The following is a 25,801-nucleotide window of genomic DNA, read 5'->3' as shown; positions in this document are numbered from 1 at the left end:
TAGTGGTGGATAATAATCCAAAACATCAATTCAAAAAAGGTGGATTTTCGAATGTACTTGTACCGTTTAGATGCGGAGACCTCCGCAGGAACGCTGGCGCTAGTGCTTGTTGCCGAAGGAGAAGAGCAGGCTTTCACAGCGGCAGAGGAGCATATAGAGCGCCATTTTTTACCGGCTCCATCCATTGGCGAGATCAGCATCGTAGAAAAAAAGAGAATAACGCCCGGTGCGGGTTACATCATTTAAGCGGTTCGGCAGTCAGACCCGGCCGATTCAGCTTCCGCTGGATGATGACGAGTCTACGCAGCAATAGGACCGCGGCGACAGCCAGTCCTGTAATCAAACCAACCCAATAGCCGTAAGGACCTTGATGCGTATAGTTTGCCAGAATGAATCCTAGAGGTAGGCCGATAATCCAATATGCCAATAACGAAATCCAAAATCCCGGATTGACGTCCTTATAGCCGCGTAGGACCCCTTGGGTAGGCGTGGCAATCGCATCCGACATTTGAAAGAAGATAGCGTAAATTAAAAAGTGCTTGATTAAGGTAACGACGCCGGGGTCGTTGGAATACAGCTGAGCCACTCCCTGCCGGAAGAGCATCAGCAGTACGGCCAGGACAAGCGCCATACAGGCGGCTGTACTCACCCCGAGGGCAGCGTATTGCCGGGCGTCCTTCAGCCGGGAAGCGCCTGTCTCAAAGCCGACCAAAATGGTCAGGGCAAGGCAGATGCTTAGCGGAATCATATACAGCGTTGAGGCGAAGTTGTTAGCTGCTTGATGGGCTGCGATCGTTTGCGTATCAAATCGGCTCATGAGCAGCGTGACTGCGGCAAATACGGCCGTTTCGAAAAAGATAGCGAAGCCGATCGGAACCCCGATTTTCATTAGTTCACGCCATTTTCCTAAAGAGACACGATGAAATTTCCGGAAAACCCCGTAGGAAGTAAAGGGAGCGGTGCGATGAACAATGAAAAGTGCAATAAGGAAGATGCACCAGTAAGTAAAGGCGCTGGCAATTCCAGAACCGATCCCGCCAAGCCGAGGGAAACCGCCACGACCGAAAATAAGCAGGTATCCCACTCCTACGTTGATTGGGAGCGAGATGAGCGTGACCATCATCGATATTCTTGTTTGGCCTAACGCATCGATAAACGAGCGAAGAACGATATAGCCGAACAAAGGTAAAACTCCAGTAGAAATAGATACTAAAAAGTAAAAAGCGACATGATGTACTTTAGGCTCTAGATTCATACTGTTCAGCAGCGGAGATATAGACAAGCTGCCTGCTAAGAGTACGATCAGGCCGACAGCGATGGCCAGCCATAAAGCCTGAATCACATGGTAACCTACTTTATCCTTTTGCTCCGCTCCGATCAACTGGGATACGATGGGAGTAATCCCCATTAAAATACCGCTTAACCCGGTTTGCACGGGGACCCATAAGCTTGATCCAATCGCAGCCCCTGCGAGATCGGCAGGGCTTGCATGTCCGGACATCATCGTATCGAAAAAGGTCATTAGCGATAAGGTAACCTGAGTAATGAGAATCGGCACGAGAATTTGTAGAAACTGTACATACTTCTGCTTTAGGTTCTGTGTTTCTTTCATGAATATAACTCCATTTCATTTGAACGTTTATCATCTATTATGTATGGAAATACTCATCAATAGCAGTATCCGAAGTAAACCCGGGCTCAAGGCCCGGGTTTGAGTTGACACTATTTATAAGATACGCCTGCCGTATATCGATTGGATGCGTTCCAGAGCAGGTATTCGTCGATGTTCATCTCACGTAGTGCCCGAATCTGCTCCTCTACTTCATGTTTACCGTATTTGGTATAATGGCCGCTCCCTAACCAGCTCGCCGTAAAATCCTGAATCCATGGCCGCACTATCGGCTGCTCATCTCCGAGTGAAGCCAGTTTGCTCTGGGTGTCCTTAATCGCACCTTTGATCGTTTGAAACGGCGCTTTGTCAGGATCTTTTGCGTTAAACCATCCAGTCGTGTAATGGCTTGGATATATCATCGGGCAAATGATATTGACATTGTCGGAAATTTTAGCAAAATCTTGACCAATACCTTCTGCAGCCGGCACTGAAGCGGCATATCCAAAAATGTCGACGGATACTCGGATGCCAAGAGGCTCGAGTTTTTCACGGGCATATTTTACAAAAGAGGATACAGCTTCAACGCGGCTCATATCGCTTTTTATATATTGTAACGTATTGGCACGCTTTTCAAAGCCCTCTGGAAAACGGACATAGTCGAACTGAATTTCTTTAAATCCGAGCTTTGCAGCTTCTTTGGCGATTTCAATGTTATAATCCCATACTTCGCGGCTGTAAGGATTGACGAAGCTGTCGCCCTTGCCGTTCTTCCATACCGAGCCGTCTTTGTGTCGAAAGGATAGCTCTGGGTGTTTTTTAGCTAGGATGGTATCTTTGAAAACGACAATTCGTGCAATCGGATAAATATCATGTTTTTTCACCCGGTCCATTAAAGCTTTAATATCGCGAATGAACGGCTGTGGTTTGCCGAGCTTAAGCAGATCGGGATTTTGTGTTTTATAGGTAATGTAGCCCGTATCGTCTTTAATGTCGATAACCATCGCATTCAGATCGGTCTTATCAACGAGATCGACCAGCTGATTCATTCTGGAGCCACCTGCGCTATACGCCGTTACATAAATTCCTTTGACTTTCGGAGCATCCTGCTGTGGATCAGTTTTCAAGGCCGAAGGTAGGACCGGTTTATCGGTGCGGCCTTGTTCTGCGTTCATAACAAAAGTTCGATAAGCAGACTGAAAAATAGCTTTTGAATTTTCGTTCCCCACAGAGTGAGTTGGCGGTGTTCCTCCGGTACCCGTTGTCAAGGCCAGAAGCAGCAGCGTCAAGATGATGTTCATGATTTTCCTCTCCCTTGTTTTCACTCGAATATGATTATATCTGATGAAGGGCTGCCAGAAAGAACAGGATTGTCACTTTTGGAAATGGATTCAAAGTATTATAGAGAAATATGCAAAAAGGTCGCTTCCTCTGCCTAAGCAAAAGAAACGACCGGGTACTGCAAAATGCATCTTAATTCATTATTAATGAAGAAAAGCCGGGTTTTGATGCTCGCATATGCTTAGTTGTATAATTTCCATCGCATCCTGCGGTTCCAAGATGGTCAGGCCATCCCGGAGGATAATCAGTAAATCAAGTTCCTTCTGATTTAAAAATGGCAGCATGTCAGGGAACCACCTCATGACAATTTGCGCCAGTTTTACCGTTTCCATATCCACATCAATCACCCTTTCCTCCCAGAATCATTCACCTTACAGGAATCATTCTAACCTCGGAAAAGCACAAAGCCTGTGAAATCGGATCAAGCTGGAGCTATGAAATTTTACTGGAACCGCTTGTGTTCATTATAACAAAGAAATAACGGGTTGGAAACGGAGGCACTAGCCGATGTTTTGGCTATCTTCTACGAAACGACCCCATGACCCCGACCGTCTCTACGATGTTAACGAAAGCAGTCGGGTCAGTTTTCCTAATAATTTCCTGTAGTTCGGCAAGCTCGTAACGAGTCGTTACAGTCATTAGCATATCTTTTTCCTTATGAGAAAAAGCACCCTGGGTTTTAATGAGCGTCACGCCCCGGGGTAATGTGAGAAGTCGTTCCAACATCTCCTCTGTCCGGTCAGTAATAATGAACAAGGTGATTTTTATGTGGCTGATATGAATCAGGTCGACCACTTTACCTGTAATATAGATTGAAACCATTGAGGCCAGAGCAACGTTCCAGTTGCCTTCCAGGTAGCCCATAGCCAAAATAACGACGGCATTTAATCCGACAAGCACATTACCGACTGGGAAATCGCGAAAACGTGTGACGATCGAACCGACGATGTCGAAACCGCCAGAGGAGCCGCCAACACGAAATGAGATCCCGCAGCCAATTCCGACAAGAACACCGCCGAAAACAGCGGCCAACAGCGTATCGGACGCAAGAAGTTTATCCGGGGTAGGAATGAGAGCAATAAACCATGTTGTTGCCGCAACGGACAAAATGCTTAGTCCCACAAAGCGCTTGCCTAGCAAAAACCAACCAGCGATTAAGATAGGCACATTATAGGCAAGATACATAATGCTAATACTGAGTGGTGTGAAGTAGGACGTAAGCATAGCTAACCCGGATACACCGCCGCTTAGCAAATGAAGCGGAATGAGGAACAAGTTAAAACCCGCAGCGATCAAAAGAGCCCCGAGCAGTATGACAACACAGTTCCTGATTTCCTTAAACACAGACGATTCACCTCGCGTAGATATATGGAAGTATCCCAACCTGCTTGCTGGTATTCCATTCATGTTTTGTGCTATAATGTTTAAGATATTCTTGAGTAGGTAACCTTTTCCATTTTGATGGATAGAACATATGAAAATTTTGCAGGCTGTTTGGACAGTCTATAAACGTTTAAATGCTACTTAAGAATACAGTGAAGCTGGTGGAATGTCCACTATATAGAAGGAGTATGAACAATATTGAACACATTTACAGATTTCGGCCTAGAGCCTAAAGTTTTACAAGCAATTACGGAGCTCGGTTTCGAGGAAGCTACGCCAATTCAATCCAAATCAATTCCGATCGCTATAGAAGGACGCGATTTGATCGGACAAGCACAAACCGGTACAGGGAAAACCGCTGCATTCGGGTTGCCACTGATTAACAAAATACCGAAGGAAGAAGAACGGATTGTTGCTCTTATTATGACGCCGACACGCGAACTTGCTATTCAGGTCGCTGAGGAAATCGGAAAATTGTCCCGTTTTAAGGGAACTCGTTCTCTTCCGATCTACGGCGGTCAAGATATCGTTCGCCAAATCCGCGCACTCAAGAAGAAGCCCCAAATTATTATCGGCACGCCGGGACGTTTACTTGACCATATTAACCGGAAAACAATTAAACTGGACGACGTACAAACTGTAGTTCTCGACGAAGCGGATGAAATGCTGGATATGGGCTTCATGGACGATATTCAATCGATCCTGAAGCTTGTCCCGGAGGAACGTCAAACGATGCTTTTCTCCGCAACGATGCCTTCGAATATCCAAAAGCTGGCTCAACAGTTTTTGAAAAATCCGGAGCATGTTTCTGTTATTCCTAAACAAGTTAGCGCTCCGCTGATTGATCAAGCCTATATCGAAGTCAACGAACGCCAGAAATTCGACGCCTTGACTCGTCTGCTTGATATGGAGTCGCCTGAGCTGGCCATCGTATTCGGCCGGACTAAACGCCGGGTAGATGAGCTTTCGGAAGCTTTGCAAAAGCGCGGATACTCCGCAGACGGATTGCACGGAGACCTGTCACAGAATCAACGTGACAACGTTATGCGTAAATTCCGTGATGGCAGCATTGACGTGCTTGTAGCAACGGACGTTGCTGCGCGCGGCCTTGATGTATCCGGGGTATCGCACGTAGTGAACTTCGACTTGCCACAGGATCCGGAAAGTTATGTACACCGAATCGGACGTACAGGCCGTGCAGGGAAGGAAGGGGCAGCTTGGTCTTTCGTAACCCCTCGTGAAATCGATCATTTGCACTTCATCGAACGGATCACTCGTCATAAAATAGCTCGGAAGCCTCTGCCAAGCATCGCGGAAGCTATTGAGGGCAAGCAACGGATTACAGCTGAGCGGTTGATTGAACTTGTTGAAGCAGGTGAATTGAGTGAATACAAAGGTATTGCCATTCAATTGCTTGAACAATACGATTCGGTTAATTTGCTCGCTGCAGCATTTAAACTGATTACTGGCGAAAAGAACGAAAAGACGAATATTGAATTGACACCAGAAGAGCCGATCCGTGTGAAACGCCGTAACCCGGACATTCGTTCCAGCGGGCGCAAGCCTTCTGGCTATGGCAATCGTGGAGGCGGCCGTCGTGATAACCGTGAAGGCGGAAGTGGCCGTGGAGGCTACGGAAATAAAGGCGGATATGGCCGTGATGGAGGCGGACGCGATTCCTATCGTTCTTCTTCTGACCGCAAGCCGCGCCCAGCTACCGGTGGAGAACGCAGACCATCGAAGTACAATGAACACCAATCCTTTGACAAATAACATTTGACTTGTCCTATGTAAAGAAGACGGAGAACTTCTCCGTCTTTTTTTGCTGCTTATTAAAGAATAGAGCGGCTAACGATTACCAACAGGATAAACAACACCAAAATTGTACCAGTGGAAGTCCAGAAACCTCCATATCCTCCGCCTACGTGGGACATGAGATAACCTCCTTTAAGTTTTGTTGAAGTTTTGAAGTTACGGTATATACTATGGCATAATGGATAAAGGAGATTAGACGCTTACCCAGAACTGTCAAATTAGGCGCTGGATACCGTTGGACGAATCATGTATATTAAAAGGTAGGCAGATTTTATCACTATTCTCGAGAGGAGATTTTTTCTTGGAATACAAAGGTTTTATGGGCGGATTTTATAAAATAACAGAATGGATTATGAGAATTTCGGGCAGCAACCTGCTTTGGTTGATATGCTCCTTGCCATTTTTCTTTTTCTTATTTTCTGCGGTGTTGTCCCCAGATTTAACACTGCAGGATACGGCCTGGTTTATGGCACCGCTTGCACCGTTTACGATTTTTCCTGCAACAGCTGCACTTTTCTCCGTGGCGCGCAAATGGGTAATGGGCGAGGCGGATTTAAGTATCATCAAGGTGTTCTTTAAAGGCTACAAGGAAAACTACAAACAGAGTATGCTTGGCGGGATCTTCTATACGTTACTGTTTGTTATTATGGCTGTGGATTACGAAGTTTACATGAAACAGTTTTCGAATTTACAGTTTATTGGAATGATCGTACTTATATTGCTCATTTTGTTCTCAATTTCGTTGTTTAACTTTTTCTCCTTGGTCGCCCATTATCAAATGAAGGTCATTCCGCTGATAAAGAATGCACTTTTGTTTACGATCATTAAGCCTTTTCGTGCGTTGTCGACCGTATTGTGTACCGTTGGTCTTGGGTTTTTAACGCTTAAATTTACCTGGTTGATTCTGTTTGGATTCGGCAGCTTAACGGCATTTGTCGCTTTCTACAACTTCTATGTCGCTTACAACAAAGTCCAGGAGAAGGTTGAGAAGATGCGGCAGGCGGAAGAAGACACAAGCGATAATGATCGTGATTCCGTTACGGACGAAGAAGGGCAGTTGGAACTTCCAGATGGGGGACATAAGGAAAAAGATTGATCGTTTATGGTAATGCGAACTTTTCCAGCAAATCTCTGGCTGATGGCGTTTACATTTTGTGAATGAAGTCTTATAATGGGTTTACGTCCTGCGATGTACGTTTCGGTTCTATGTTGTTTTGAACCAATGACAATGTCTCGGGAGACCTATATTGCGACGCAGCTGAAAGGCCCTATCTATACAGATGCGGGGACTTCAAAAACGTCGTTGCGGTCACCCACCTGCGAATGCAGGTTCGAGACAATGTAACCGGACGGCATAGGCGGGTCTTTACCATGAATGTGAGCGACACCTTGTCTTCTTTTTGTAACAAAAAGAGGACAAGGTGTCTTTTTGCATAGAGAGTCCGTCCTGCCGCTCTTTTGTTTGCTTATCAACAATGTTAAACTAGTATTAAGAAAACGTATACTCAACCGCATACTTAAGGATGGATGAAGGAGGAAAACCAGTTGTCATTCAAAAGAACACTAACTGGCATTTTTCGCAGTCAGGAAGGTACGAGCGACCGCGCGAAGTTGCCCGAATTAAAAACGAGATATTATAATTTATCGCAAGAGAAACTCTGGGAGGAAGTGTCCTCCACACTTAAGAAAATCCCAGGCTATAAAGTGCTGCACGAAGTTCCTTCCCGTGGCGAAATCGTATTAGAGAAGCGTACCAGCTTCGGGCGGATGATGGATATTACCGTATCGATGATATCGACTGGACCCGTTCGCACAGCGGTAGACATTTACTCGGCCACACGGGGATCTATGGGCGATTTAGGAGCCAACTATCGCAATATTATGCAGTTGTTCGCCGTTCTTGATAAAAAGCTGTCCGCTAACAAAGTATCATCATCATCTTAGTTCCAGTTTTGAAAAAGGAAAAGCGAGCAGGGAGGGCTACTCTCTACTCGCTTTTGTTGTAACGTGAAGACTTAGGACAATAATTCCTTAACTGCAGCAATCGGTTTTTCGTAGTCCGGATGCTCGGACATTTCCTTCAATACCTCGACATAGCGGATTTTATTCTCTTTGTCGACGACGAAAACGGCACGATGGTCGAGGACGAATTCCTTGATCAGTACGCCGTAAGCTTTACCGAAGGAGTTGTCTTTGTAGTCGGACAATGTGATAACCCGATCAACTCCGGCAGCTCCGCACCAGCGTGCCTGAGCGAATGGCAGGTCTACACTGACCGTCAGAATAACAACGTCTTCGCCTAACCCGGCGGCTTCTTGGTTAAAGCGGCGAGTTTGAGCATCACAAACTCCGGTATCCAGGGAAGGGACAACGCTGATGAGTTTGATTTTGCCGTCAAAATCCTTCAGCGTAACTTCTTCGATTAAATTTTTATTCAAGCGAAAATCAGGTGCGGTATCGCCGACTTTCAGCTCCGGGCCGATCAATGTGATCGGATTGCCTTTGAATGTAGCTACATTTGTACGTTCTTGCGCCATGTACATTTCCTCCTAAAAGTTAGAATTCATTGCTTCAAATTTAATTATAAACGTTTTAAAAAAGAAATGTCCAACATTAGGAAAAAAACAATGCAAAGGAAGGTTCCGATGATTTTTATCCGCTATGAAAATTGGAAAAGTTACCTCCGCTATTATCCGGTGACCAGTTTGATTCTGGCTGCTAACATCGTTATGTTTATCATTTTAGTGCTAAACGGAGGATCAACAAATTACGAAACATTACTCAAGTACGGTGCCGTCACGAATTATGAGACATACGGAAGTGAATGGTGGCGTCTATTTGCAGCGATGTTTTTGCACCGAGGCTTTGATCATCTCTTCTCCAATAGCTTCGCGATCCTTGTGTTCGCTCCTCCCCTGGAGCGCCTGCTTGGCCATGTAAAGTACGCAGTGCTATATCTGGGTAGCGGCCTTGTCGGAAATATAATCACATTAGCTATGTATCAGCAATCGATGGACATCAACATATCTGTAGGGGCCTCAGGGGCTGTATACGGGGTTTACGGAGCGTTTCTCTATATTGCACTACTTCAGCGTCATCTCATGGATGAGAGCTCACGCAAGACGTTATACAGCCTGCTGATCATCGGGGTCGTTTTCTCGCTGCTTGTTCCGCAAGTGAACTGGATCGCTCACTTTGGAGGGCTAGTCGGCGGCTTCCTAATTTATGGCATTCTCGCTCGTTTTGTAAAAGGACATTGATCCATGGTGTGGTAAATGGTACATTAAGGATGAATATTATACATCATTTACCACTTAATCTATTATTTAATGGTAAGAGGTCCTAATTCGGATTTTGAGCGGATGCGAAATGGAGCGATCAGATTCGTGGAATTAAGACAACTGCAATACTTTGTTAAGGTAGCGAGAAAAGAACATGTTACCCAAGCCGCTGAGGAGCTTCATGTGGCGCAATCTGCGGTCAGCAGACAAATCCATCAACTTGAACAGGAGTTGGGGGTTAGTTTGTTTATGCAGAAAGGAAGAAACCTCCACCTGACCGCGGTGGGACAACTGTTCTGTAGCCGGGTGGAGATGATATTGAAGGATTTGGACCGGGCTGTGAACGAGGTGCATGAATTTCTTGACCCGGAGCAGGGCGAAATCCGATTAGGTTTTCCGAACAGCCTTGGTATTCACATGATTCCTAGCGTTGTGGCAGAATTCCGCAAACTATACCCAAACGTGAAATTCCGTTTCAGGCAGGGCACATACCCTACTCTGATTCGCGACGTTGTAGCGGGTGAGGTGGATTTGGCATTTATATCGCCATTTCCAGAGAACCATGATCAAGTGACCGGAAATGTCGTGCTGACGGAGGATTTGGTAGCCATTTTGCCACCGAGCCATCCGCTGGCAGGGGAGCAGAGCATTCGGCTTAATCAGCTGAAGGATGAAAAATTCATACTGTTCAGCAAAGGGTATTCCCTGCGGCCGATTGTATGGCATGCCTGTCTGGAAGCCGGATTCACGCCAAAACTCGCCTTTGAGGGCGAGGAGACGGATACGATTCGCGGGTTGGTGGCTGCCGGAATGGGGGTAAGCCTGCTTCCGGAAATGGCGTTGTTTCAAAGCTTTACACTTCAGCCAAGCCGGGTTCGGATCTCTGAGCCAAAAGTGACACGTACCATTGGATTGATCCATCGTGCGGACGAGAAGCTGCCGCTTGTCGCGCAGTCATTCAGGATGTTCCTGCTCGAATATTTTGGATTGCAGGTCGATACTTTGCCGGCTCAGTGAATTTCGTTTTCTTGAAAGCGGTTGCCCTATGGAGTTGTATGATAAAACAAAGGCTGCACCTAGTCTAAAAAGACAGGTGCAGCCTTTGTTTACATTGCAGAAGTTAATCGCGGTTGTTTACAAAAATTAAAATGTAGCGCAACAATTCCAACAACGAAATTAAAGCAGCGGCTACATAGGTAAGAGCTGCGGCATTAAGCACTTTGCCGACGCCCCTTGATTCCTCCTGAGTCACAAAACCTTGCTGAAGCATGATTCTCCGTGCCCGGTTACTGGCGTTGAACTCGACTGGAAGAGTAACAAGCTGGAACAGAACTGCAGCCGAGAAGAAAATAATACCTAAGCCGATTAAGTTAAATGCTCCAAAGATGAATCCGGCAAGGAGCAGAAAAGGCGCAACCCCAGAAGCGAAGTTAACTACTGGAAACATCCGGTGACGGAGAACAAGCATCGGATATGATTCTTTATGCTGAATAGCGTGCCCTACTTCATGACAAGCAACGGCTATCGCTGAAATTGAGCTCTCATAGTAAACCGGTTCAGACAATCGCACCACGCGATGAATCGGGTCGTAATGGTCGGTTAGTCTGCCTCGCACCGGTTCAATCGGAACATCATACAATCCATTGGCGTCAAGCATGCGTCTTGCAGCATCATGTCCCGTTAATCCATACATATTAGCAACGGTCGCCCATCTGTTAAACGTACCTTTTACCCGAAACTGCGCCCAAAGCGAGAGAGCAAAGGCCAACAAAATCGGAATAAGCATCACATCTGAATACATCAATCATTCCTCCATGTAAAAAAATATCAAGCTGTAAAATGAGGATTAGAATAAATTGCTACATATTAAGAAAAAGGGCCGTGGTTCAGCAAAATACGAATCGCCTCCATACAAGCCAGGCTTTGAGGCATAAGGTTTGAAAATACCCGTTTGGCTTGATTTGGCTGCAAATTGGAGATTAGAGGTTCCAGCTCTTTGACTTCGCGCTCTAGCTGCTGCATGTGGATTTCGAGCGAACTCAGCTTCTGGGTGACTTGTTCTTCGTGTGAGACTTGACTCCACTGCTCCAGCTTCTCGCGAATCTCTTCCAGCGTATATTTCTCCTGTTTCATTTGATTAATACGTTCCAGTCGGCGCAAGGTTTCAGCGCTGTAAAGCCGATAATTCTTGTTTGTTCTCTTCTCCGGGGAAATGAGACCGAGCTTGGTATAATAATCGATTGTTCGCTCACTGATACTTGCGGCCTTTGCTAACTCTCCGATCCGGTACAATTTAATTACTCCAATATGATCACCTCTCCCGCCTAACCAATGATTTATTTATTATCTCTTATTAATCAATATGATACTGAACAGGAAGTGTACAGTCAAACGTCATACTTTACTTTTATTAGTAACTATAGGCGAAAAGGTGATTAAACATTACATTATATGTTATGAAATAAAACAAAAGGGTACTTTTTTTGAAAAAAGTATTGTCATAAGGCCGTTCACGTCTTATAATCACTTTAATAATTTGTTTTGTGTAAGGAAACATAACATTGGGGGAGTGTTGGAGATGAAAAAGAAATGGCTTTACGGATTATTTACAATGTTAGCCGTGTTTGCTTTTCCGGTATCAGCTTTTGCAGCGGATGGAGAAGTAACCGGCGAAGTTTTACAGATCGGTTTGAATTCATTGTTTGTGTTCGTTGCTGCAATGCTAGTCTTCTTCATGCAAGCCGGCTTTGCTCTTCTTGAAGCGGGTACAGTACGTATGAAAAACGCAGGTCATGTTGCCGGTAAAACGGTACTGACCTTGGGCATTTCAGTAATTGTTTGGTGGTTGTTTGGCTTCGGCTTTGGATTCGGTGACGGGAACAGCTTCTTCGGAACGACAGGATTCTTCTTCGGTGGAGAAGGTGATATTAAATCCTTCAGTGTATTCTCGGAGGTTGGCGTACCACTAAACCTGATGTTCTTGTTCCAAATGGCATTTGCCGCCGTATCGCTGGCTATAGCATGCGGAGGGATGGCTGAACGGGCTAAATTGAGCGTGTATATTATTTTCGGAACGATCTTTATCGCTATTATTTATCCAATTATTGCTCACTGGGTATGGGGCGGTGGCTGGCTCGGCAAATTGGGAATGCAGGACTACGCCGGATCAACGGTCGTCCATCTAACGGGGGCTACAGCGGGCTTGGTTGCTACGATTTTGCTCAAGCCACGTCTTGGCAAATTCAACAAAGATGGCAAACCTAATAATATTCCAGGTCATAACCAAGTTTTGACGGTTCTCGGGGTTATTATTTTGTGGATCGGCTGGTTCGGGTTTAACCCAGGTAGCGCACTCACTCCATTAAACGATGGATTTTTCGGTTATGTCTTAATGACAACGAACTTGGCTGCCGCCGCTGGTGCTGTAGCTGCTCTGCTTATCTCCTGGGCTGTTCTGGGAAAATCGGACATTCCAAGCATGCTGAACGGAGTATTGGCTGCATTGGTAGCAATTACTGGTTCTTGCGCTTTCGTTGAAGCATGGGCCTCCATTGTAATCGGGGCAATCGCAGGTATTCTAACATTCTTCACTCCAAGATGGTTTGAACGTGCCGGTATGGATGATCCGATTTATGCCTTCTCTGTTCATGGGATTGCAGGGATTTGGGGCGCTATCTCGACAGGGTTGTTTGCAACTCCTGCACTAGCCGAGAAAACTGGAGTTGGCAAAGCAGGGCTGTTTTACGGCGGGGGTTTTGAACAATTGGGAGTTCAGCTTCTTGGGGTTATCGGAACCTTCGCATTTGTACTTGTGCTTTCCTTCCTGATTCTGGGCGGTATGAAATGGTTGATGGGGCTTCGCGTAACTGAAGAGGAAGAAATGATGGGCCTTGATATGAGTGAACATGGAACTTACGGGTATCCGGAACAAATGAACTTGCTGAACCGCAGCACTTCTGCAGGGGAAGCCGGAAAACCTGCTGGGGAATCCGCGGGATTGTAAAATCAGAAGTACTCTGAAACGGTTTTCTTTAATATGATGTTATCAGATCATTCTCATCTTGGAGATTAGACAATCCGGGCCCAGAAAGGGAGGAAGTGCCATGAGTCACGAAACGGCCATCAACAAGGCCAACTTGCAAGCGATCCGGTCGGCATCTTCTCCCGGGTTGCTCAGGTCGGCCAGAATCGAGGAGCAAAATGAGCTGTATCGTCAGATGCCTTCGGTGCCCATTGAGACTTGGAACAACAAAGTTGGTGAAATGCACGACGCAGTGATGTCACAAGCTTGTAAATTATGTGAGGAGACTATGGAACAAGAGGGCTTCGGCCCTCCTCCCACGGCTTATGCGTTTATTGCATTCGGAAGTGCGGGACGATCGGAACAAACGCTGTGGAGTGATCAGGATAACGGGCTTGTTGTTGGAGAAGGCGATGAAGCCAAAGTAAATGCCTATTTTGAGGTGTTTAGCAGGAAGCTCACGCAAATTCTTGAGCATGCGGGATACCCGCCTTGCCCAGGCAATGTTATGCTTTCAAATCCTTTATGGCGGAGTAGCATCATGGGGTTTGAAAGGCAGTTCATGCAATGGCGGGAATTGCTAGGCTGGGAACAGGTCCGTTATTTAATGATTGCTTCAGATATGCGCCACATCGGTGGTGATCCCGCCTTATCTGGCGGTTTGCGAGAGGTCATCACCAGGGTGATGGAGCAGGGGAGCGATCCTGATCTTACAGCAGCCATTTTGCGAAATACGATTCGCCACAAGGCCGCTCTGAACATTTTGGGGCAGGTTATTACGGAGCAAACCGGCGAGCATGCCGGAGAATTTGATGTAAAATACGGCCTATATATTCCTATTGTAAATGCAGTACGTTACTTGGCGTTGCAGTACGGAATTAAATCTTCGTCTACTTGGGAGAGGATTTCACAGTTGTATGAGCTTGAAGCCGTTCCTTCCCGTTGGTTGGAATCGTATCGGCGAGCTTTTGATACCGCGGTGAAATTAAGGTCGCTTACCCCTCCTGAAAACGAAGACGGTATGCTGTCGAGTTCTCACTATTTGCCTCAAGCCGTGATGAAACAAAAAGAAATCAGGCGCGAGCTGCGGGAGTCTCTCAGTACGGTTAGGCTGATGTACCGGATGCTGCAAAGACAACACCGGTATGCGGAAAGGAAATGGCTATGAAAGAACCAATGAAAGGAAACGGCGGTTTTTGGGATGCCCTTAAAGGCGGAGGGCCTCGGATTGCTTCCATGCTTGGAGCACCTAGCGCCCAGCAAATTGCCTTCGTTCGCTCATTGACGAAAGGACAGCGTCGACCTGAGACGCTGCATGTTCCCTTAACCGAATTAAAAATTGCAGTTTTTGACTTGGAGACGACAGGATTTCATTACCATTATGGTGATGAAATTTTGTCCTTTGGAGCCGTCAAGGTGGAGGGGGAGGCCGTCAGTAACGAGTCGTATTACTCGCTCGCCAAACCGGCTTGTTCGATTCCGGAGCGAATAGTGGAGCTAACGGGCATTACTCAAGAAATGGTGGAGGATGCACCGCCTTTATTGGAAGCACTCCGCGAATTTATGTCCTTTGTCGATGATCGGGTACTTGTGGCGCATGGCAGCGCACATGACAAGGCTTTTCTGGATGTTGCGCTATGGAAAACGACTAAGGCCCATCTTGGACACCGCGTACTTGATACGATGATGATTGCACGCAAGCTCGACCCGGACAAGAAATTTTCTGGTTTGGACGAGTGGCTGGCAGAGTTTGAAATACCGATTACTCGGCGACACCATGCATTAGAGGATGCTAAGATGACAGCTTGCCTATGGACCAGGCTTATTTCCAGCCTGAAAGACCGAGGGGTCATTACACTGGGGGACTTATACAACTATCTAAGTAAAACCTAAGCCAGCGTTTTCTTGAATGTCGTTATACTTAGATCTAAATGAACGGGATTTTCCGAAGCATATAATCAGAGTTGGCTGATAGCGTAACCGCATATGCATTAATCAAGAAGTCGCCTTGCTCGCCCGGCGGCTTCTTTGCTTGCGTCAAGGAACCGATGAGATAAATAGCAATTTCCTTAGCAAATAAGGGAAGCTGGTGCAGGTCCTCGGACGAAGGCTCGGGCGGGGCGGTGGGGTGGGAATGATATATTCCGATAAGCTTCGGATTGAAGCAACTGCTCACCCACGCCTTGGGTGTAAGCTCAAACGCTCTTCGAGGGTCCGCAGCTGTATTCATAACTGGCAGGTAGCGTTCGAGAATGATTTTGTTCTTTTCTACCATCCCAAACAACAGGCCACAAGCCTCCTCGGGACTCCGCCGCAGACTGTCTTCCCAAAGAGCAGTATGAAGGGCCGGGTTTGACATACACCCGATCACACTTGAGAAGGCAACGTTCTCATTCGTTAATTTCATAAAATTGCTCCGTCCATGTTTATTAAGGATTCTTCTTATACATTGTAAGGAAGTATGTAACAATTTCTGGATAAAGGGTACAATAATCTTAGTATATTCTATTTACCCAATCAACTAATAAAGGACGAACGGGATGAAGAGAAACGGTTTGATATTAATTGCCTTGTTCCTCTTATTTGTGATTGCTTTGTTGGATCAGGACGGGCAAAAAAAAATCTCGGCACTTTTTGAAGGCAGCGGTAACTCCAAGTCTGAGACTAGCGAGGAACAAAAATCTATAACGGCCTTAGCTGCCGAAGGAGCGCTAAAACCGGGTACATCGTCTCCAGCGTTTAAGCTTTCAGGATTGGATGGAAAGCAATATGCTGTTGGAGGAAAAAGGGACAAAGCGCTACTGCTTAATTTTTGGGCTTCCTGGTGTGACCCTTGTCGAGAGGAAGCCCCCGAGCTGGTTAATATTGCAGAAAAGTACAAGGATTCTTTAGATGTATATGGGGTCAATGTTACGTTTTATGACAAGCTGGATGATGTGAAAAAATTCGTGAAGGAGTACGGTTTTACTTTTCCTGTTCTGCTTGACGAAAAAGAGAAGGTATACCGCATGTATAATGGCATCGCATTCCCAACCAATATCCTAATTGATAAAGATGGGGTTATACGTGATGTTGTTATTGGGTTAATTTCTCCTGAAGATCTGCAAGGGAAAATTGAAAAACTACTTAACCCATGATAATGACAGGCGATTAACCGGAAAAAGCGCGAGATACAGTGGCCTCAAAGCCCTGCACTCGCGCTTTTTAGTTTGGTGGATTAGTGATTAACGAGACCCCAGCCTGCTGAAGGAATCTCTTCATAGTCATCGCGTTTTGTTTGACCGATTAAAGCGTAACGGATACTGTCGACTAAGGCTTCCCAGCTGGCCTCGATGACGTTGCTCGATACGCCTACCGTGTTCCAGGAATTTTCGATGTTTTGAGATTCAATCAGAACGCGGACCTTCGAAGCTGTCGCGTCTTTGTCGTCCAATACGCGGACTTTATAGTCGGACAAATGCATGTCCTTAAGTCCCGGGAAATACGTAATCAGTGCTTTACGGAGCGCGTTATCCAGTGCGTTAACTGGACCGTTTCCTTCCGCAGCGGTATAGATGCTTGCTCCGTCGATGTTCAGCTTGACGAATGCTTCGGAAACCACCGGTTTGTCGGCAGTTTTCTCGACTAACATCTTAAAGGATTCAAAAACGAAAAGCTCCTTCAGCTCGCCGTTAGCTTGGCGAAGCAGCAATTCGAGCGACGCATCGGCGCCTTCAAACTGATAGCCTTGGTGCTCCAGCTCTTTGATTTTGGATATAACCTCACGGGTGTTTTCGTTATCGGGATTGAAATCGATCCCCATTTCATGGGCCTTGGACACAATATTGCTTTGACCGGCCAACTCGGATACAAGCACTCTTTGACGATTGCCGACCGTATCGGGAGCAATGTGCTCATACGTCCGCGAATCGCGGAGAATGGCGGAAACATGGATACCACCTTTATGCGCAAAGGCAGCTGAGCCTACGTATGGCTGATTGACAGGCATATGCACATTGGCAATTTCGCTAATGAAACGTGCCGTATTTGTTAGTTGCTTAAGCCGATCGGTTTCCAGTACGTCGTAACCGAGCTTGAGCTGCAAATTTGGAATGATAGAGCATAGGTTAGCATTTCCGCACCGCTCTCCATATCCATTCATCGTTCCTTGAATTTGTTCAGCACCGGCGCGAACCGCACTGATCGAGTTAGCGACCGCCAGCTCGCAGTCATTGTGAGTATGAATGCCGAGACGTGAGTGGGTGATAGTACCGGCAAGTACACTTACGATATCATACACTTCATGCGACATCGATCCGCCATTGGTATCGCACATGACCAGCCAATCGGCGCCGGCTTCCTCCGCTTTCCGCATCACTGCAACAGCGTAGTCCGGGTTGTTTTTGTAGCCATCGAAGAAGTGCTCGGCATCGAAAATAACTTCAAGCCCTTGACGTTTCAAGTATGCAATGGAGTCATAAATCATGGCCAAATTTTCCTCTAGCGTCGTCTGGAGTGCGGTGTGGACATGAAAATCCCAAGACTTTCCGACAAGCGTTGCCGCTGGTACACCGGCTTCAACCATCCGTTTAAGGTTATCGTCATGCTCGGCGATGCTGTCTTTTCGGCGCGTGCTGCCGAAAGCTACTATTTTGGCCTGAAGCTGAAGCTCTTTTACCCGTTTGAAAAACTCGATATCTTTACCGTTGCTTCCCGGGATGCCGCCTTCAATATAATGGACACCAAGCTGATCCAGCTTCCGTGCGATCTTCAACTTGTCGTCCGCAGACAGGCTGATGCCTTCGCTTTGAGTGCCGTCGCGCAATGTGGTGTCGAAGATAGAAATGGCCTTTGACATGTTGGAAGTGTCCCCCTTTGGTTGTCCTGTAACAAGATCACTGTTTTTTAATTTCTTATTATAGCATCAGTTTTTTAAATGTAACACGCTTTTTGCGAATTTAAGGGACTGATATTGACCCGTTTTCTTGGGAAAGGTATGCTGAAGTGGAAAGTGACGAATGATAAATGAGGGGAAGCACGTGAGAAATACCGCTGATTATTATCCGGCTCGGGGCAGGGTAATTCTTCATGTTGATATGAATGCCTTCTATTGTTCTGTACATGAAGCGGAAGAACCGGAGAAATACAAAAACCGTCCCACGGCGGTTGCCGGAAGCGTGGAACTTCGCAAGGGCGTCATTGTGACCTGCTCCTATACGGCGCGCAAAATGGGAATATCGACGGGCATGACCGTGAGTCAGGGGTTAAAAAAGTGCCCCAGCCTCATTGTAATTCAGCCGGATTTTCATTTATACCGCAAATATTCGCGCGCGTTCATGGATATCGCTTATGAGTATACACCGCTGCTGCAGGCTGTCTCCATCGACGAATGTTATTTGGATATTACTGGTTCCAAGCAGTTTGGTACACCGCTGGAAATCGCGAACGAAATTCAGCAGCGAATCAAAAATGAGCTAGGGCTTCCTTGTTCAGTTGGAGTCGCTCCCAATAAGCTGCTGGCCAAAATGGCTTCGGATATGAAAAAGCCGAATGGGATCACGGTATTAAGAATTCGAGATGTTCCTACTCTGCTTTGGGATAAACCTTGTGCTGAGCTGTTTGGCATCGGGCGGAAAACCGCAGAGAAGCTTAAGCGACTGCACATATATACGATTGGCCAACTCGCTGCAGCCGATGAGCGAATGCTGATCGAACGTTTTGGGGTGGCGGGAGCTTGGATGAAAAGGGCGGCCAATGGGATCGATGATTCCCCTGTGAATGAAGAACATGAAAAAAACAAATCGGTCGGCCATACGACAACTCTACCAAGGGACATTAGCCGTTTGGATGATGTACAGCGGGTGATGCTTAATTTGGCGGATCAGGTAGCAAGAAGGCTCAGAAGACAGCGGTTGATGGCTCAGACAATTCAGATTACAATTCGTACACCGGATATGAAAACGATCACTCGCTCTCAAAGTTTAGAGACAGTCACAGAACAAGCAGAGGAAATCTACCATATAGCCTGTGAGCTGTATCGCCGTCACTGGAGCGAGGATAAGCCGGTTCGACTTCTCGGTATCACGCTGCAAAACCTAGTTCCCAAAGAGGAGTCCGCTCTCCAGCTCGATTTGTTTGACTATGAGCAGCAGCCGAAGAAGGAGTCGCTAACTCGCACCATGGACATGCTGCGGGATAAATTCGGCGAGGATGCAATACTGACAGCAGGGATGCTAACCGACGATCCGTCCGCCTTGATCCGAAACTATAAAATTCGTGGGACATCTCTGCAAAAGGATTTTCTACGGGATAACCAGGGGAATGATCCTAATTTACGATAGGAATGTTCCGGAAATTGAATTGAAATTGCTCACTGTTTGTATTATATTGGTCATGGTGATAACATAGCACCGGACTTGTACCGTTTATTCAGGAGGCAGATAGAAGATGGCGAAATATACTTGGGTTGAAAAAGATACTTGCATCGCATGTGGCGCATGTGGCGCTACAGCACCGGATATTTACGATTACGACGACGAAGGTTTGGCTGAAGTTATTTATGGTGATGACGCCAACCGTGGCGTAACGGAAATTCCAGATGACCTGCATGATGACCTTCAGGACGCTTGTGATGGCTGCCCTACCGATTCGATTAAGGTTGCGGACGCACCGTTCAATAAAGAAGGTTAAGAAAGATTTGGAATTTGTAATACTAAACAACCCTCATCATTTGTGATGGGGGTTGTTTTTTTGCGATGAAGGGCATATTTATTGGATAAAATATGATATTATGAAAACAAATTCATGAATGAGGTGATTTTTTCTTGATAGGACGCAGTGGAAATCCTACTTTACGAGAGAACACATTTGACAGATCGAGACAGTTCGACGGAATGAATGCCATGACCATTGAGGGAACGGTTAACAAGTCGTTCATTACGCTTGTGATCCTTCTGGGCAGCGCATTCAGTATGTGGATGCTGTATTTTGACGGGTATAATGCTATGCCATTGGCTGTTGGAGGGGCAGTCATAGCATTTGCTCTAGGGCTGATCATCAGCTTTGTCCCTACGGCTTCACCTTATCTTGTTCCGATTTATGCGATTGGAGAGGGAATGTTTCTAGGGGCGATTTCGGCGCAATATGAAACGCTGTATAACGGAATTGTTATGCAGGCCGCTTTACTGACGATGGGTGTGTTCTTTGCATTATTGGTTGCCTACAAAACGAGACTGATCCGTGCGACGGAAAACTTCAAGCTGGGTGTATTTGCCGCCACCGGCGGTGTTGCCCTTGTTTACTTGCTAAGCTTTATCCTGCGGTTATTCGGTGTCACCATTCCTTATTTACATAGCAACAGCTGGATTGGCGTCGGAATTTCGCTCGTCATCGTCATCATTGCAGCGCTCAACCTGGTGCTTGATTTCGATTTTATTGAGAACGGCGCACAGCAGGGTGCTCCCAAGTATATGGAGTGGTACGGCGCGTTTGGACTGATGGTTACGCTCGTCTGGCTGTACCTCGAAATATTGCGGCTCTTGGCCAAATTGGCAAGCCGGGATTGATTCATCTACTAGGACAACTTAGTGTAAATGTTAAAACGCGAGAACGGGGCTGCACTTTGCAGCTTCCGAAGTCTCGCGTTTTTAACTTACTCCTCGAAATTAGTCCTTGTAGGCAATCAACAACTTGCAGATCAACGAGTGAAAAATGGGGTACCGGTAAGATGTACTCGACGTAGAACTTATGATTTATCGTTGAACATATGATTTCCCGTAGAAGTTACTGTTCCTCGCATACTTCTAAATGTATTTTGTGCAGTTAAATATCGCCTTATTGGAAGAATTGAGTATTTAAATGCAAAAAGTGCAGCTAAAAAGGAAAAATAACCCGGCCATTACAAATTGACCCCATTTAGATGCACTTTTTGCAATTAAAATCCAGGAATCCGTAATTCACCCAGAAATAAATGTACAAAATACATTTAGTGCTCGATGCTGCGAGAGGCATGAACCTAAATGGGAGTGACCAAAATGGCCCTGAACATGTCCAGAAATTTAGGTATTAAGTCGCAAAAACGTTCATTTTTGCCGATTTGGGTTAGTTTGGGACAATTAATTACCGATATAGTAGATAAATGAATTATTGTTATAGATCCTGAACGGGGGATTTCGATGGCCAATTCGGCTTATCTAAAAAAATATGTAGAGAACCACCCTAATAATAAAATGGCCTGGTATCTGCTGGGTAAGGAATATGAAACGAGCGGACAAGAAGGAAAGGCTCGATATTGCTACATTCAGGCTGGAAGCGTCTATGAAAACTTTGAATCCAGTAAAATTCCAGAGGATTTGTGGATGGGCTATAAAGATGGGCTGCTCCAGGAGACGAAGCGCCGGGAAAATCGGGGTCGTCTGCTGCGTAAGATTGGAGTAGTGCTCGCAATTTTACTTATGATGTGGATTCCTTCGGCTCACGCGCCTGGCGATGAACTGACTGACCCCCTATTGGCAGGGGATGCCGCCGATCAGAGCATAGACGATGGCGGAGCGCCTGCAGGAACGGACGACGATACTGTGAACCAGGCAGCGCCTACTGTACCGTTAGAAGGGCCGGTATTCACGGCTAAGGGTTATTTCGGCCAAGTGAATCCGCAAGGTGAGGCTTTTAGTGGGCTGCTGGAGCTGGAAAGTCAAGCGGGGAGAAAGATCCAGAATACTGCCGTACTCGGCATGGCTCGTTCAGGTAACTGGCTCATTTGGTCGGACGATATGCCGGTTGTATACGGACTGACGCAAAGCCCGGGGGACGGGCGGGTGACAATCCAGTCCTACGATTCAGCCGGGTGTCGTTGTAAGCCGCCAGATGTTTCCAAGCTTCAATCCAAGGGGAGCAAATGGATCATAAGACAGGAATCGTTCGGTGTACTGTCCTCAGCAATATTGCAATACAAGCAAACAAAAGGAGACTGGCCTTCAAGCCTGAAGGACCTGACCGGTGCATTTCCGAGCAATTGGTTAGCCGGGAGTAGCAAAGTCCTTAAGCAATCGTTTGACCCGATGTTAGAGCATCTTAAGAACGCCAGTCATTCGGGAGATAGCCCCAAATCTGAAACTTTGTCTGCGGATAAAGGCGGATTTCCGCCTGGAGAGCAGCCATACTTTACCGAGCCGTTTGAAATTATCGTAGATAAAAAAGCACACCGTCTCGCGGTCGTCAGCGGCAATATCATCGTAAGAAGTTATCCAGTAGGACTTGGCGGCGATCAGACGCCGGAAGGCCATTTTTCAATTACAGATAAGGTTATGAATCCAAACGGTAAAGATAATGGAGAATTTGGCAGCCGGGGTATGCAGCTATCGGATACGAACTATGCGATTCATGGTACGAATGAGCCGGACAGCATCGGAAAAGATGAATCCAAGGGCTGTGTTCGAATGGGGAAAAAGGATGTCGAGGAGCTGTTTGATCTAGTGCCGAAGGGAACGAAAGTAACGATAGGAAAGGGGATTTTACCTACTCTGGAGAGCGTCCCGAAAGAGCGATTCACACTGGGACACCGCGAGGAGCAGACAAATCCCCATCGTACATATCATTGGCTGGATTAGGATTGCTGTGCAACAATAATGAGGACGGTTGTCACGATAATAAGCGCCGCAACGATGGAAATTACCCAAATAAGCGCTTTCTTGTTGACCTCGTCCTTTTTTTGTTGGAGCGTAGGCGGTATTCGTTTGGCTGACATGGTTACATTCCCCTCTCTTTTCCTAATTCATAAGCCAGTTTCGAGGTGTTGATATTTATATTGTAATGGCTTTCATTTTAAAATTCCATAACCTTGTTGCAGTTTTCACGAGCCTTTAGGTTAAACTTTTCTTTTCATGAAGAAACAGCTAAACTGATAATGGCATGGAAAAAATGCATAGAGATAATCGAACGGAGTGAACGAGAAGCGTGTTGTATCGCCTTTTGGGTAAACCTGTTTTTTTTCAAATGGATCCGGAGAATGCTCATCATCTAGTCATCGGCGGATTACATATGGCGTCCAAGGTGCCCGGTGCGATTCCGTTCATGCGCGGCATGTACGGTGTGCCGGAAGTTCCGGAGCTGTCGACGGATTTGTTCGGAGTTCATTTTCCCTCGCCGGTAGGACTCGCCGCCGGACTTGACAAAAATGCCGAAGCGGTACAGGGCTTTTCCGCCATCGGTTTCGGCTTTATGGAGGTTGGAACGGTGACACCGGTCAGCCAACCAGGGAATGAAAGCCCTAGATTGTTCCGGCTGCCCTCTGAGGAAGCGCTGGTTAATCGCATGGGCTTCAACAATGACGGCATGAAGGAAATGGCGAAGCGATTGGGCGAGCTTAAAGAGAGAACTATTCCCGTGGCCATTAATATCGGCAAGAATAAAGTAACGCCGAATGAAGAGGCGTACATGGATTATAAGAAATGCATTACGGAGCTGTACCCGCATGCGGATTTCTTTGTAGTAAACATCAGCTCACCAAATACACCGGACCTGCGTAACCTGCAGCATGGCAGCGAGTTGTCTTCATTGCTCAAAGCTGTAACGGAAGAAATGCGTACGCAGGCGCAGCGCTACGGCTCTACCAAGGCGGTCCTGGTGAAAATAGCACCGGATGTCAGCGACATGGAGCTCGAATTTATGGTTGATACCATCGAGCAAAGCGGCGTTTCCGGTATCATTGCGACCAACACGACTATATCCCGGGAAGGGATCAAGCATAAGAATGCTAAAGAAACCGGGGGACTTAGCGGTAAACCTTTAGGGGCAAGATCTACGGAGATTGTTTCTCGCATTTACCGCCAGACGGGAGGAAAACTTCCGATTATCGGTTCGGGCGGAATATTTACCGCTGCCGATGCCTACGGAAAAATCCGTGCAGGTGCCAGTTTAGTAGAAATATACACGGCACTGATTTATGAGGGCCCGGAAGTTAACCGCTCCTTGCATCGCGGTCTGAGGGAATTGCTGCGACGGGACGGATTTACTCACATTTCCGAGGCCGTCGGGGCGGATCATCGTTAAGCCGGGTACACAAGACAGGAGGCACGAGGAATGGACAGTAGAGATTGGGGAACATTTTTGCTTCCATATGAACAAGCGGTTGAGGAGTTAAAAGTTAAATTCAAAACGATGCGCTCCGAGCTGAAAAAACGCGAGGAATATGCACCGATCGAATTTGTTACCGGACGGGTCAAGAAAATATCCAGCATATTGGACAAAGCGAAGCGATTAAATGTGGCGATGGCCGATCTGGAGACCGGAATTGAGGACATTGCCGGGATCCGGATCATGTGTCAATTTGTCGAAGATATTCGCCGGGTGGCTGAGTACATTCGGATGCGCAAAGACCTAAAAGTTCTTTACGAGAAGGACTATATTACGAACTATAAAGAGAGCGGATATCGGAGCTTCCATATGATCGTGGAGTACCCTGTACAAACGGCGTTGGGGCAAAAGATCGTTTTGGCTGAAATACAAATTCGTACGCTGGCGATGAACTTTTGGGCCACGATAGAGCACTCGCTTAATTATAAATATCGGGAAAGCTTGCCGGAGGAAATGCGCAGACGTCTGAAGAAAGCAGCTGAAGCCGCATTTGTGTTGGATAATGAAATGTCGAGCATCCGGCAGGAAATTTTGTTGGCTCAGAAAAGCTTTGAGGACGACTCCAACATCATTTCCACCCTGTTATCAGCTATTCATCAGCTATATTTCTACCATCTTGTTTCGGAGGCAATTGACGCCCAGGAGCGGTTCAACCTGCTCTGGGAGGAACGCAACATGGAAGGAATGAAGGAACTGCTGGCTGAGGTGAAAGGTCTGATCAAGCAGCATAAAAAGGTGGAGGAGCCCGGGGATGAGCTATGAGCCGCTGTATGTGGCGTATTTAGTCTATTTTAACCGGGACCGGGACTTTTTTGAGTGTCATGAAGTGCTTGAGGAGCTCTGGCTTCAACGGAATCGCGACCCGCTCTATAAAGGTTTATTGCAGGTTGCTGTCGGACTGTTTCATTTTAGAAACGGCAATGCATCGGGGGCACATAAGATGCTGACTTCCGCTGTTGAGCGGCTTGGCCCGTACCCGGCAGATAGTCTTGGAATTGACCTTGGAAAACTCCGCGAGGAAGCGGCCTCATATGCCAAGGCGTTGGAGCTGTATGATGAAGGGCCTTTCAGTTATTATGATCTTACAATTATCATTCGCGATCCAGAACTAAGAAGCGCTGCCAGACGAGCAGCCGCTGACATACGTCCCAATATACCGATGCGGCTAGCCCCACAGAGAGGCGCCAAGCATGATGAGCGTAAACTAAAAAACACATAGCAGTGGACGAAAGCCCGGCG

General features: G+C 46.6%; 28 protein-coding genes and 1 other RNA gene. 18 read left to right on the top strand and 11 right to left on the bottom strand.

From position 1 onward, the window contains the following. The first annotated feature begins 51 nt into the window (after positions 1 to 51). On the top strand, positions 52 to 246 hold the full coding sequence (locus ACFQ3W_RS10690) for a DUF3906 family protein (protein ID WP_379319213.1): 195 nt from the start codon (positions 52 to 54) through the stop codon (positions 244 to 246). Here the strand turns inward: ACFQ3W_RS10690 and ACFQ3W_RS10685 are convergent. The 4 genes from ACFQ3W_RS10685 to ACFQ3W_RS10670 all read right to left on the bottom strand — a co-directional run bounded on the left by ACFQ3W_RS10685 (position 239) and on the right by ACFQ3W_RS10670 (position 4,294). Further along, positions 239 to 1,612, bottom strand: a complete 1,374-nt coding sequence (locus ACFQ3W_RS10685) for an MATE family efflux transporter (protein ID WP_379319212.1) — start codon at positions 1,610 to 1,612, stop codon at positions 239 to 241. The two genes, ACFQ3W_RS10690 and ACFQ3W_RS10685, sit on opposite strands and share 8 nt — an antisense overlap. A gap of 110 nt (positions 1,613 to 1,722) precedes the next feature. Then, entirely contained in the window at positions 1,723 to 2,910 is a 1,188-nt protein-coding gene (locus ACFQ3W_RS10680) for a putative glycoside hydrolase (protein WP_379319211.1), read from the bottom strand. Between the two features lie 183 nt (positions 2,911 to 3,093). Then, positions 3,094 to 3,297 (bottom strand): hypothetical protein, encoded by a 204-nt coding sequence (locus ACFQ3W_RS10675; RefSeq protein ID WP_379319210.1) that lies wholly within the window; start codon positions 3,295 to 3,297, stop codon positions 3,094 to 3,096. A gap of 169 nt (positions 3,298 to 3,466) precedes the next feature. Then, entirely contained in the window at positions 3,467 to 4,294 is an 828-nt protein-coding gene (locus ACFQ3W_RS10670) for a YitT family protein (protein WP_379319209.1), read from the bottom strand. A 237-nt stretch (positions 4,295 to 4,531) separates the two neighbouring features. Here ACFQ3W_RS10670 and ACFQ3W_RS10665 point away from each other — a divergent pair, with 237 nt between their 5' ends. Then, positions 4,532 to 6,106: a DEAD/DEAH box helicase gene (locus tag ACFQ3W_RS10665; RefSeq protein WP_379319208.1), complete on the top strand. Its 1,575-nt coding sequence runs from the start codon at positions 4,532 to 4,534 to the stop codon at positions 6,104 to 6,106. 59 nt (positions 6,107 to 6,165) lie between these two features. Here the strand turns inward: ACFQ3W_RS10665 and ACFQ3W_RS10660 are convergent, their stop codons facing one another. Further along, complete coding sequence (locus ACFQ3W_RS10660; RefSeq protein WP_379319207.1) at positions 6,166 to 6,267, bottom strand: sporulation protein YjcZ; 102 nt, start codon at positions 6,265 to 6,267, stop codon at positions 6,166 to 6,168. 182 nt (positions 6,268 to 6,449) lie between these two features. On the opposite strand from ACFQ3W_RS10660, the gene ACFQ3W_RS10655 reads away from it, so the two are divergent. The 3 genes from ACFQ3W_RS10655 (at position 6,450) to ACFQ3W_RS10645 (ending at position 8,092) form a co-directional block, all read left to right on the top strand. After that, a complete protein-coding gene (locus tag ACFQ3W_RS10655; RefSeq protein WP_379319206.1) occupies positions 6,450 to 7,244 on the top strand; it encodes a YesL family protein in 795 nt (264 codons plus the stop codon). An 82-nt stretch (positions 7,245 to 7,326) separates the two neighbouring features. Then, positions 7,327 to 7,517, top strand: a non-coding RNA gene (gene ssrS, locus ACFQ3W_RS10650) — 6S RNA. Between the two features lie 176 nt (positions 7,518 to 7,693). After that, positions 7,694 to 8,092: a DUF1499 domain-containing protein gene (locus ACFQ3W_RS10645; protein ID WP_379319205.1), complete on the top strand. Its 399-nt coding sequence runs from the start codon at positions 7,694 to 7,696 to the stop codon at positions 8,090 to 8,092. Positions 8,093 to 8,163: 71 nt separating this feature from the next. Here ACFQ3W_RS10645 and tpx read toward each other — a convergent pair whose 3' ends face one another. Next, entirely contained in the window at positions 8,164 to 8,685 is a 522-nt protein-coding gene (tpx, locus tag ACFQ3W_RS10640; RefSeq protein ID WP_379319204.1) for a thiol peroxidase, read from the bottom strand. Positions 8,686 to 8,793: 108 nt separating this feature from the next. Between tpx and ACFQ3W_RS10635 the strand changes: the two genes are divergently transcribed. Continuing rightward, on the top strand, positions 8,794 to 9,408 hold the full coding sequence (locus tag ACFQ3W_RS10635; protein ID WP_379319333.1) for a rhomboid family intramembrane serine protease: 615 nt from the start codon (positions 8,794 to 8,796) through the stop codon (positions 9,406 to 9,408). Positions 9,409 to 9,534: 126 nt separating this feature from the next. Continuing rightward, a complete protein-coding gene (locus ACFQ3W_RS10630; RefSeq protein ID WP_379319203.1) occupies positions 9,535 to 10,446 on the top strand; it encodes a LysR family transcriptional regulator in 912 nt (303 codons plus the stop codon). A gap of 103 nt (positions 10,447 to 10,549) precedes the next feature. Here the strand turns inward: ACFQ3W_RS10630 and ACFQ3W_RS10625 are convergent, their stop codons facing one another. Together ACFQ3W_RS10625 and ACFQ3W_RS10620 are read right to left on the bottom strand one after the other, a co-directional pair. After that, entirely contained in the window at positions 10,550 to 11,230 is a 681-nt protein-coding gene (locus tag ACFQ3W_RS10625; protein WP_379319202.1) for a zinc metallopeptidase, read from the bottom strand. 65 nt (positions 11,231 to 11,295) lie between these two features. Continuing rightward, positions 11,296 to 11,727, bottom strand: coding sequence for a MerR family transcriptional regulator (locus ACFQ3W_RS10620; RefSeq protein ID WP_379319332.1), 432 nt, complete (start codon positions 11,725 to 11,727; stop codon positions 11,296 to 11,298). Positions 11,728 to 12,007: 280 nt separating this feature from the next. Here ACFQ3W_RS10620 and ACFQ3W_RS10615 point away from each other — a divergent pair, with 280 nt between their 5' ends. The 3 genes from ACFQ3W_RS10615 to ACFQ3W_RS10605 all read left to right on the top strand — a co-directional run bounded on the left by ACFQ3W_RS10615 (position 12,008) and on the right by ACFQ3W_RS10605 (position 15,343). Next, a complete protein-coding gene (locus tag ACFQ3W_RS10615) occupies positions 12,008 to 13,432 on the top strand; it encodes an ammonium transporter (protein WP_379319201.1) in 1,425 nt (474 codons plus the stop codon). Positions 13,433 to 13,532: 100 nt separating this feature from the next. Next, on the top strand, positions 13,533 to 14,618 hold the full coding sequence (locus ACFQ3W_RS10610) for a DUF294 nucleotidyltransferase-like domain-containing protein (RefSeq protein ID WP_379319200.1): 1,086 nt from the start codon (positions 13,533 to 13,535) through the stop codon (positions 14,616 to 14,618). After that, positions 14,615 to 15,343 carry an exonuclease domain-containing protein gene (locus ACFQ3W_RS10605; RefSeq protein ID WP_379319199.1) on the top strand — a complete coding sequence of 243 codons (729 nt, stop codon included), beginning with the start codon at positions 14,615 to 14,617 and terminating at the stop codon, positions 15,341 to 15,343. The genes ACFQ3W_RS10610 and ACFQ3W_RS10605 overlap by 4 nt, the downstream gene beginning before the upstream one ends. Before the next feature lie 34 nt (positions 15,344 to 15,377). On the opposite strand, the gene ACFQ3W_RS10600 is transcribed toward ACFQ3W_RS10605, so the two are convergent. Then, complete coding sequence (locus ACFQ3W_RS10600) at positions 15,378 to 15,857, bottom strand: M67 family metallopeptidase (RefSeq protein ID WP_379319198.1); 480 nt, start codon at positions 15,855 to 15,857, stop codon at positions 15,378 to 15,380. A gap of 133 nt (positions 15,858 to 15,990) precedes the next feature. Between ACFQ3W_RS10600 and ACFQ3W_RS10595 the strand changes: the two genes are divergently transcribed. Then, positions 15,991 to 16,587 carry a TlpA family protein disulfide reductase gene (locus ACFQ3W_RS10595; protein ID WP_379319197.1) on the top strand — a complete coding sequence of 199 codons (597 nt, stop codon included), beginning with the start codon at positions 15,991 to 15,993 and terminating at the stop codon, positions 16,585 to 16,587. 80 nt (positions 16,588 to 16,667) lie between these two features. Here the strand turns inward: ACFQ3W_RS10595 and cimA are convergent, their stop codons facing one another. Beyond that, entirely contained in the window at positions 16,668 to 18,287 is a 1,620-nt protein-coding gene (cimA, locus tag ACFQ3W_RS10590; protein WP_379319196.1) for a citramalate synthase, read from the bottom strand. Between the two features lie 181 nt (positions 18,288 to 18,468). Here cimA and ACFQ3W_RS10585 point away from each other — a divergent pair, with 181 nt between their 5' ends. The 4 genes from ACFQ3W_RS10585 (at position 18,469) to ACFQ3W_RS10570 (ending at position 23,037) form a co-directional block, all read left to right on the top strand. Then, positions 18,469 to 19,770, top strand: a complete 1,302-nt coding sequence (locus ACFQ3W_RS10585) for a DNA polymerase IV (RefSeq protein ID WP_379319195.1) — start codon at positions 18,469 to 18,471, stop codon at positions 19,768 to 19,770. Positions 19,771 to 19,876: 106 nt separating this feature from the next. Continuing rightward, positions 19,877 to 20,119 carry a ferredoxin gene (locus ACFQ3W_RS10580; protein WP_379319194.1) on the top strand — a complete coding sequence of 81 codons (243 nt, stop codon included), beginning with the start codon at positions 19,877 to 19,879 and terminating at the stop codon, positions 20,117 to 20,119. Between the two features lie 134 nt (positions 20,120 to 20,253). Continuing rightward, a complete protein-coding gene (locus tag ACFQ3W_RS10575; protein WP_379319193.1) occupies positions 20,254 to 20,994 on the top strand; it encodes a Bax inhibitor-1/YccA family protein in 741 nt (246 codons plus the stop codon). A 609-nt stretch (positions 20,995 to 21,603) separates the two neighbouring features. Next, positions 21,604 to 23,037, top strand: coding sequence for a L,D-transpeptidase family protein (locus ACFQ3W_RS10570; RefSeq protein ID WP_379319192.1), 1,434 nt, complete (start codon positions 21,604 to 21,606; stop codon positions 23,035 to 23,037). Here ACFQ3W_RS10570 and ACFQ3W_RS10565 read toward each other — a convergent pair. Then, the gene (locus tag ACFQ3W_RS10565; protein WP_379319191.1) at positions 23,034 to 23,174 is read right to left on the bottom strand and encodes a hypothetical protein; all 141 of its coding nucleotides are present in this window, start codon (positions 23,172 to 23,174) and stop codon (positions 23,034 to 23,036) included. The two genes, ACFQ3W_RS10570 and ACFQ3W_RS10565, sit on opposite strands and share 4 nt — an antisense overlap. Before the next feature lie 209 nt (positions 23,175 to 23,383). Between ACFQ3W_RS10565 and ACFQ3W_RS10560 the strand changes: the two genes are divergently transcribed. Genes ACFQ3W_RS10560 through ACFQ3W_RS10550 form a run of 3 tightly spaced genes read left to right on the top strand, consistent with a single transcriptional unit; the run spans position 23,384 to position 25,781 of the window. Further along, a complete protein-coding gene (locus ACFQ3W_RS10560; RefSeq protein WP_379319190.1) occupies positions 23,384 to 24,478 on the top strand; it encodes a quinone-dependent dihydroorotate dehydrogenase in 1,095 nt (364 codons plus the stop codon). Between the two features lie 30 nt (positions 24,479 to 24,508). Further along, positions 24,509 to 25,324 carry a GTP pyrophosphokinase gene (locus ACFQ3W_RS10555; RefSeq protein WP_379319189.1) on the top strand — a complete coding sequence of 272 codons (816 nt, stop codon included), beginning with the start codon at positions 24,509 to 24,511 and terminating at the stop codon, positions 25,322 to 25,324. Beyond that, complete coding sequence (locus ACFQ3W_RS10550) at positions 25,314 to 25,781, top strand: DUF309 domain-containing protein (RefSeq protein WP_379319188.1); 468 nt, start codon at positions 25,314 to 25,316, stop codon at positions 25,779 to 25,781. The genes ACFQ3W_RS10555 and ACFQ3W_RS10550 overlap by 11 nt, the downstream gene beginning before the upstream one ends. The last annotated feature ends 20 nt before the right edge of the window (positions 25,782 to 25,801 follow it).

Source organism: Paenibacillus puldeungensis, from assembly GCF_042678945.1.
Lineage (GTDB): Bacteria > Bacillota > Bacilli > Paenibacillales > Paenibacillaceae > Fontibacillus > Fontibacillus puldeungensis.
This window is presented reverse-complemented; position numbering and strand designations above follow the sequence as displayed.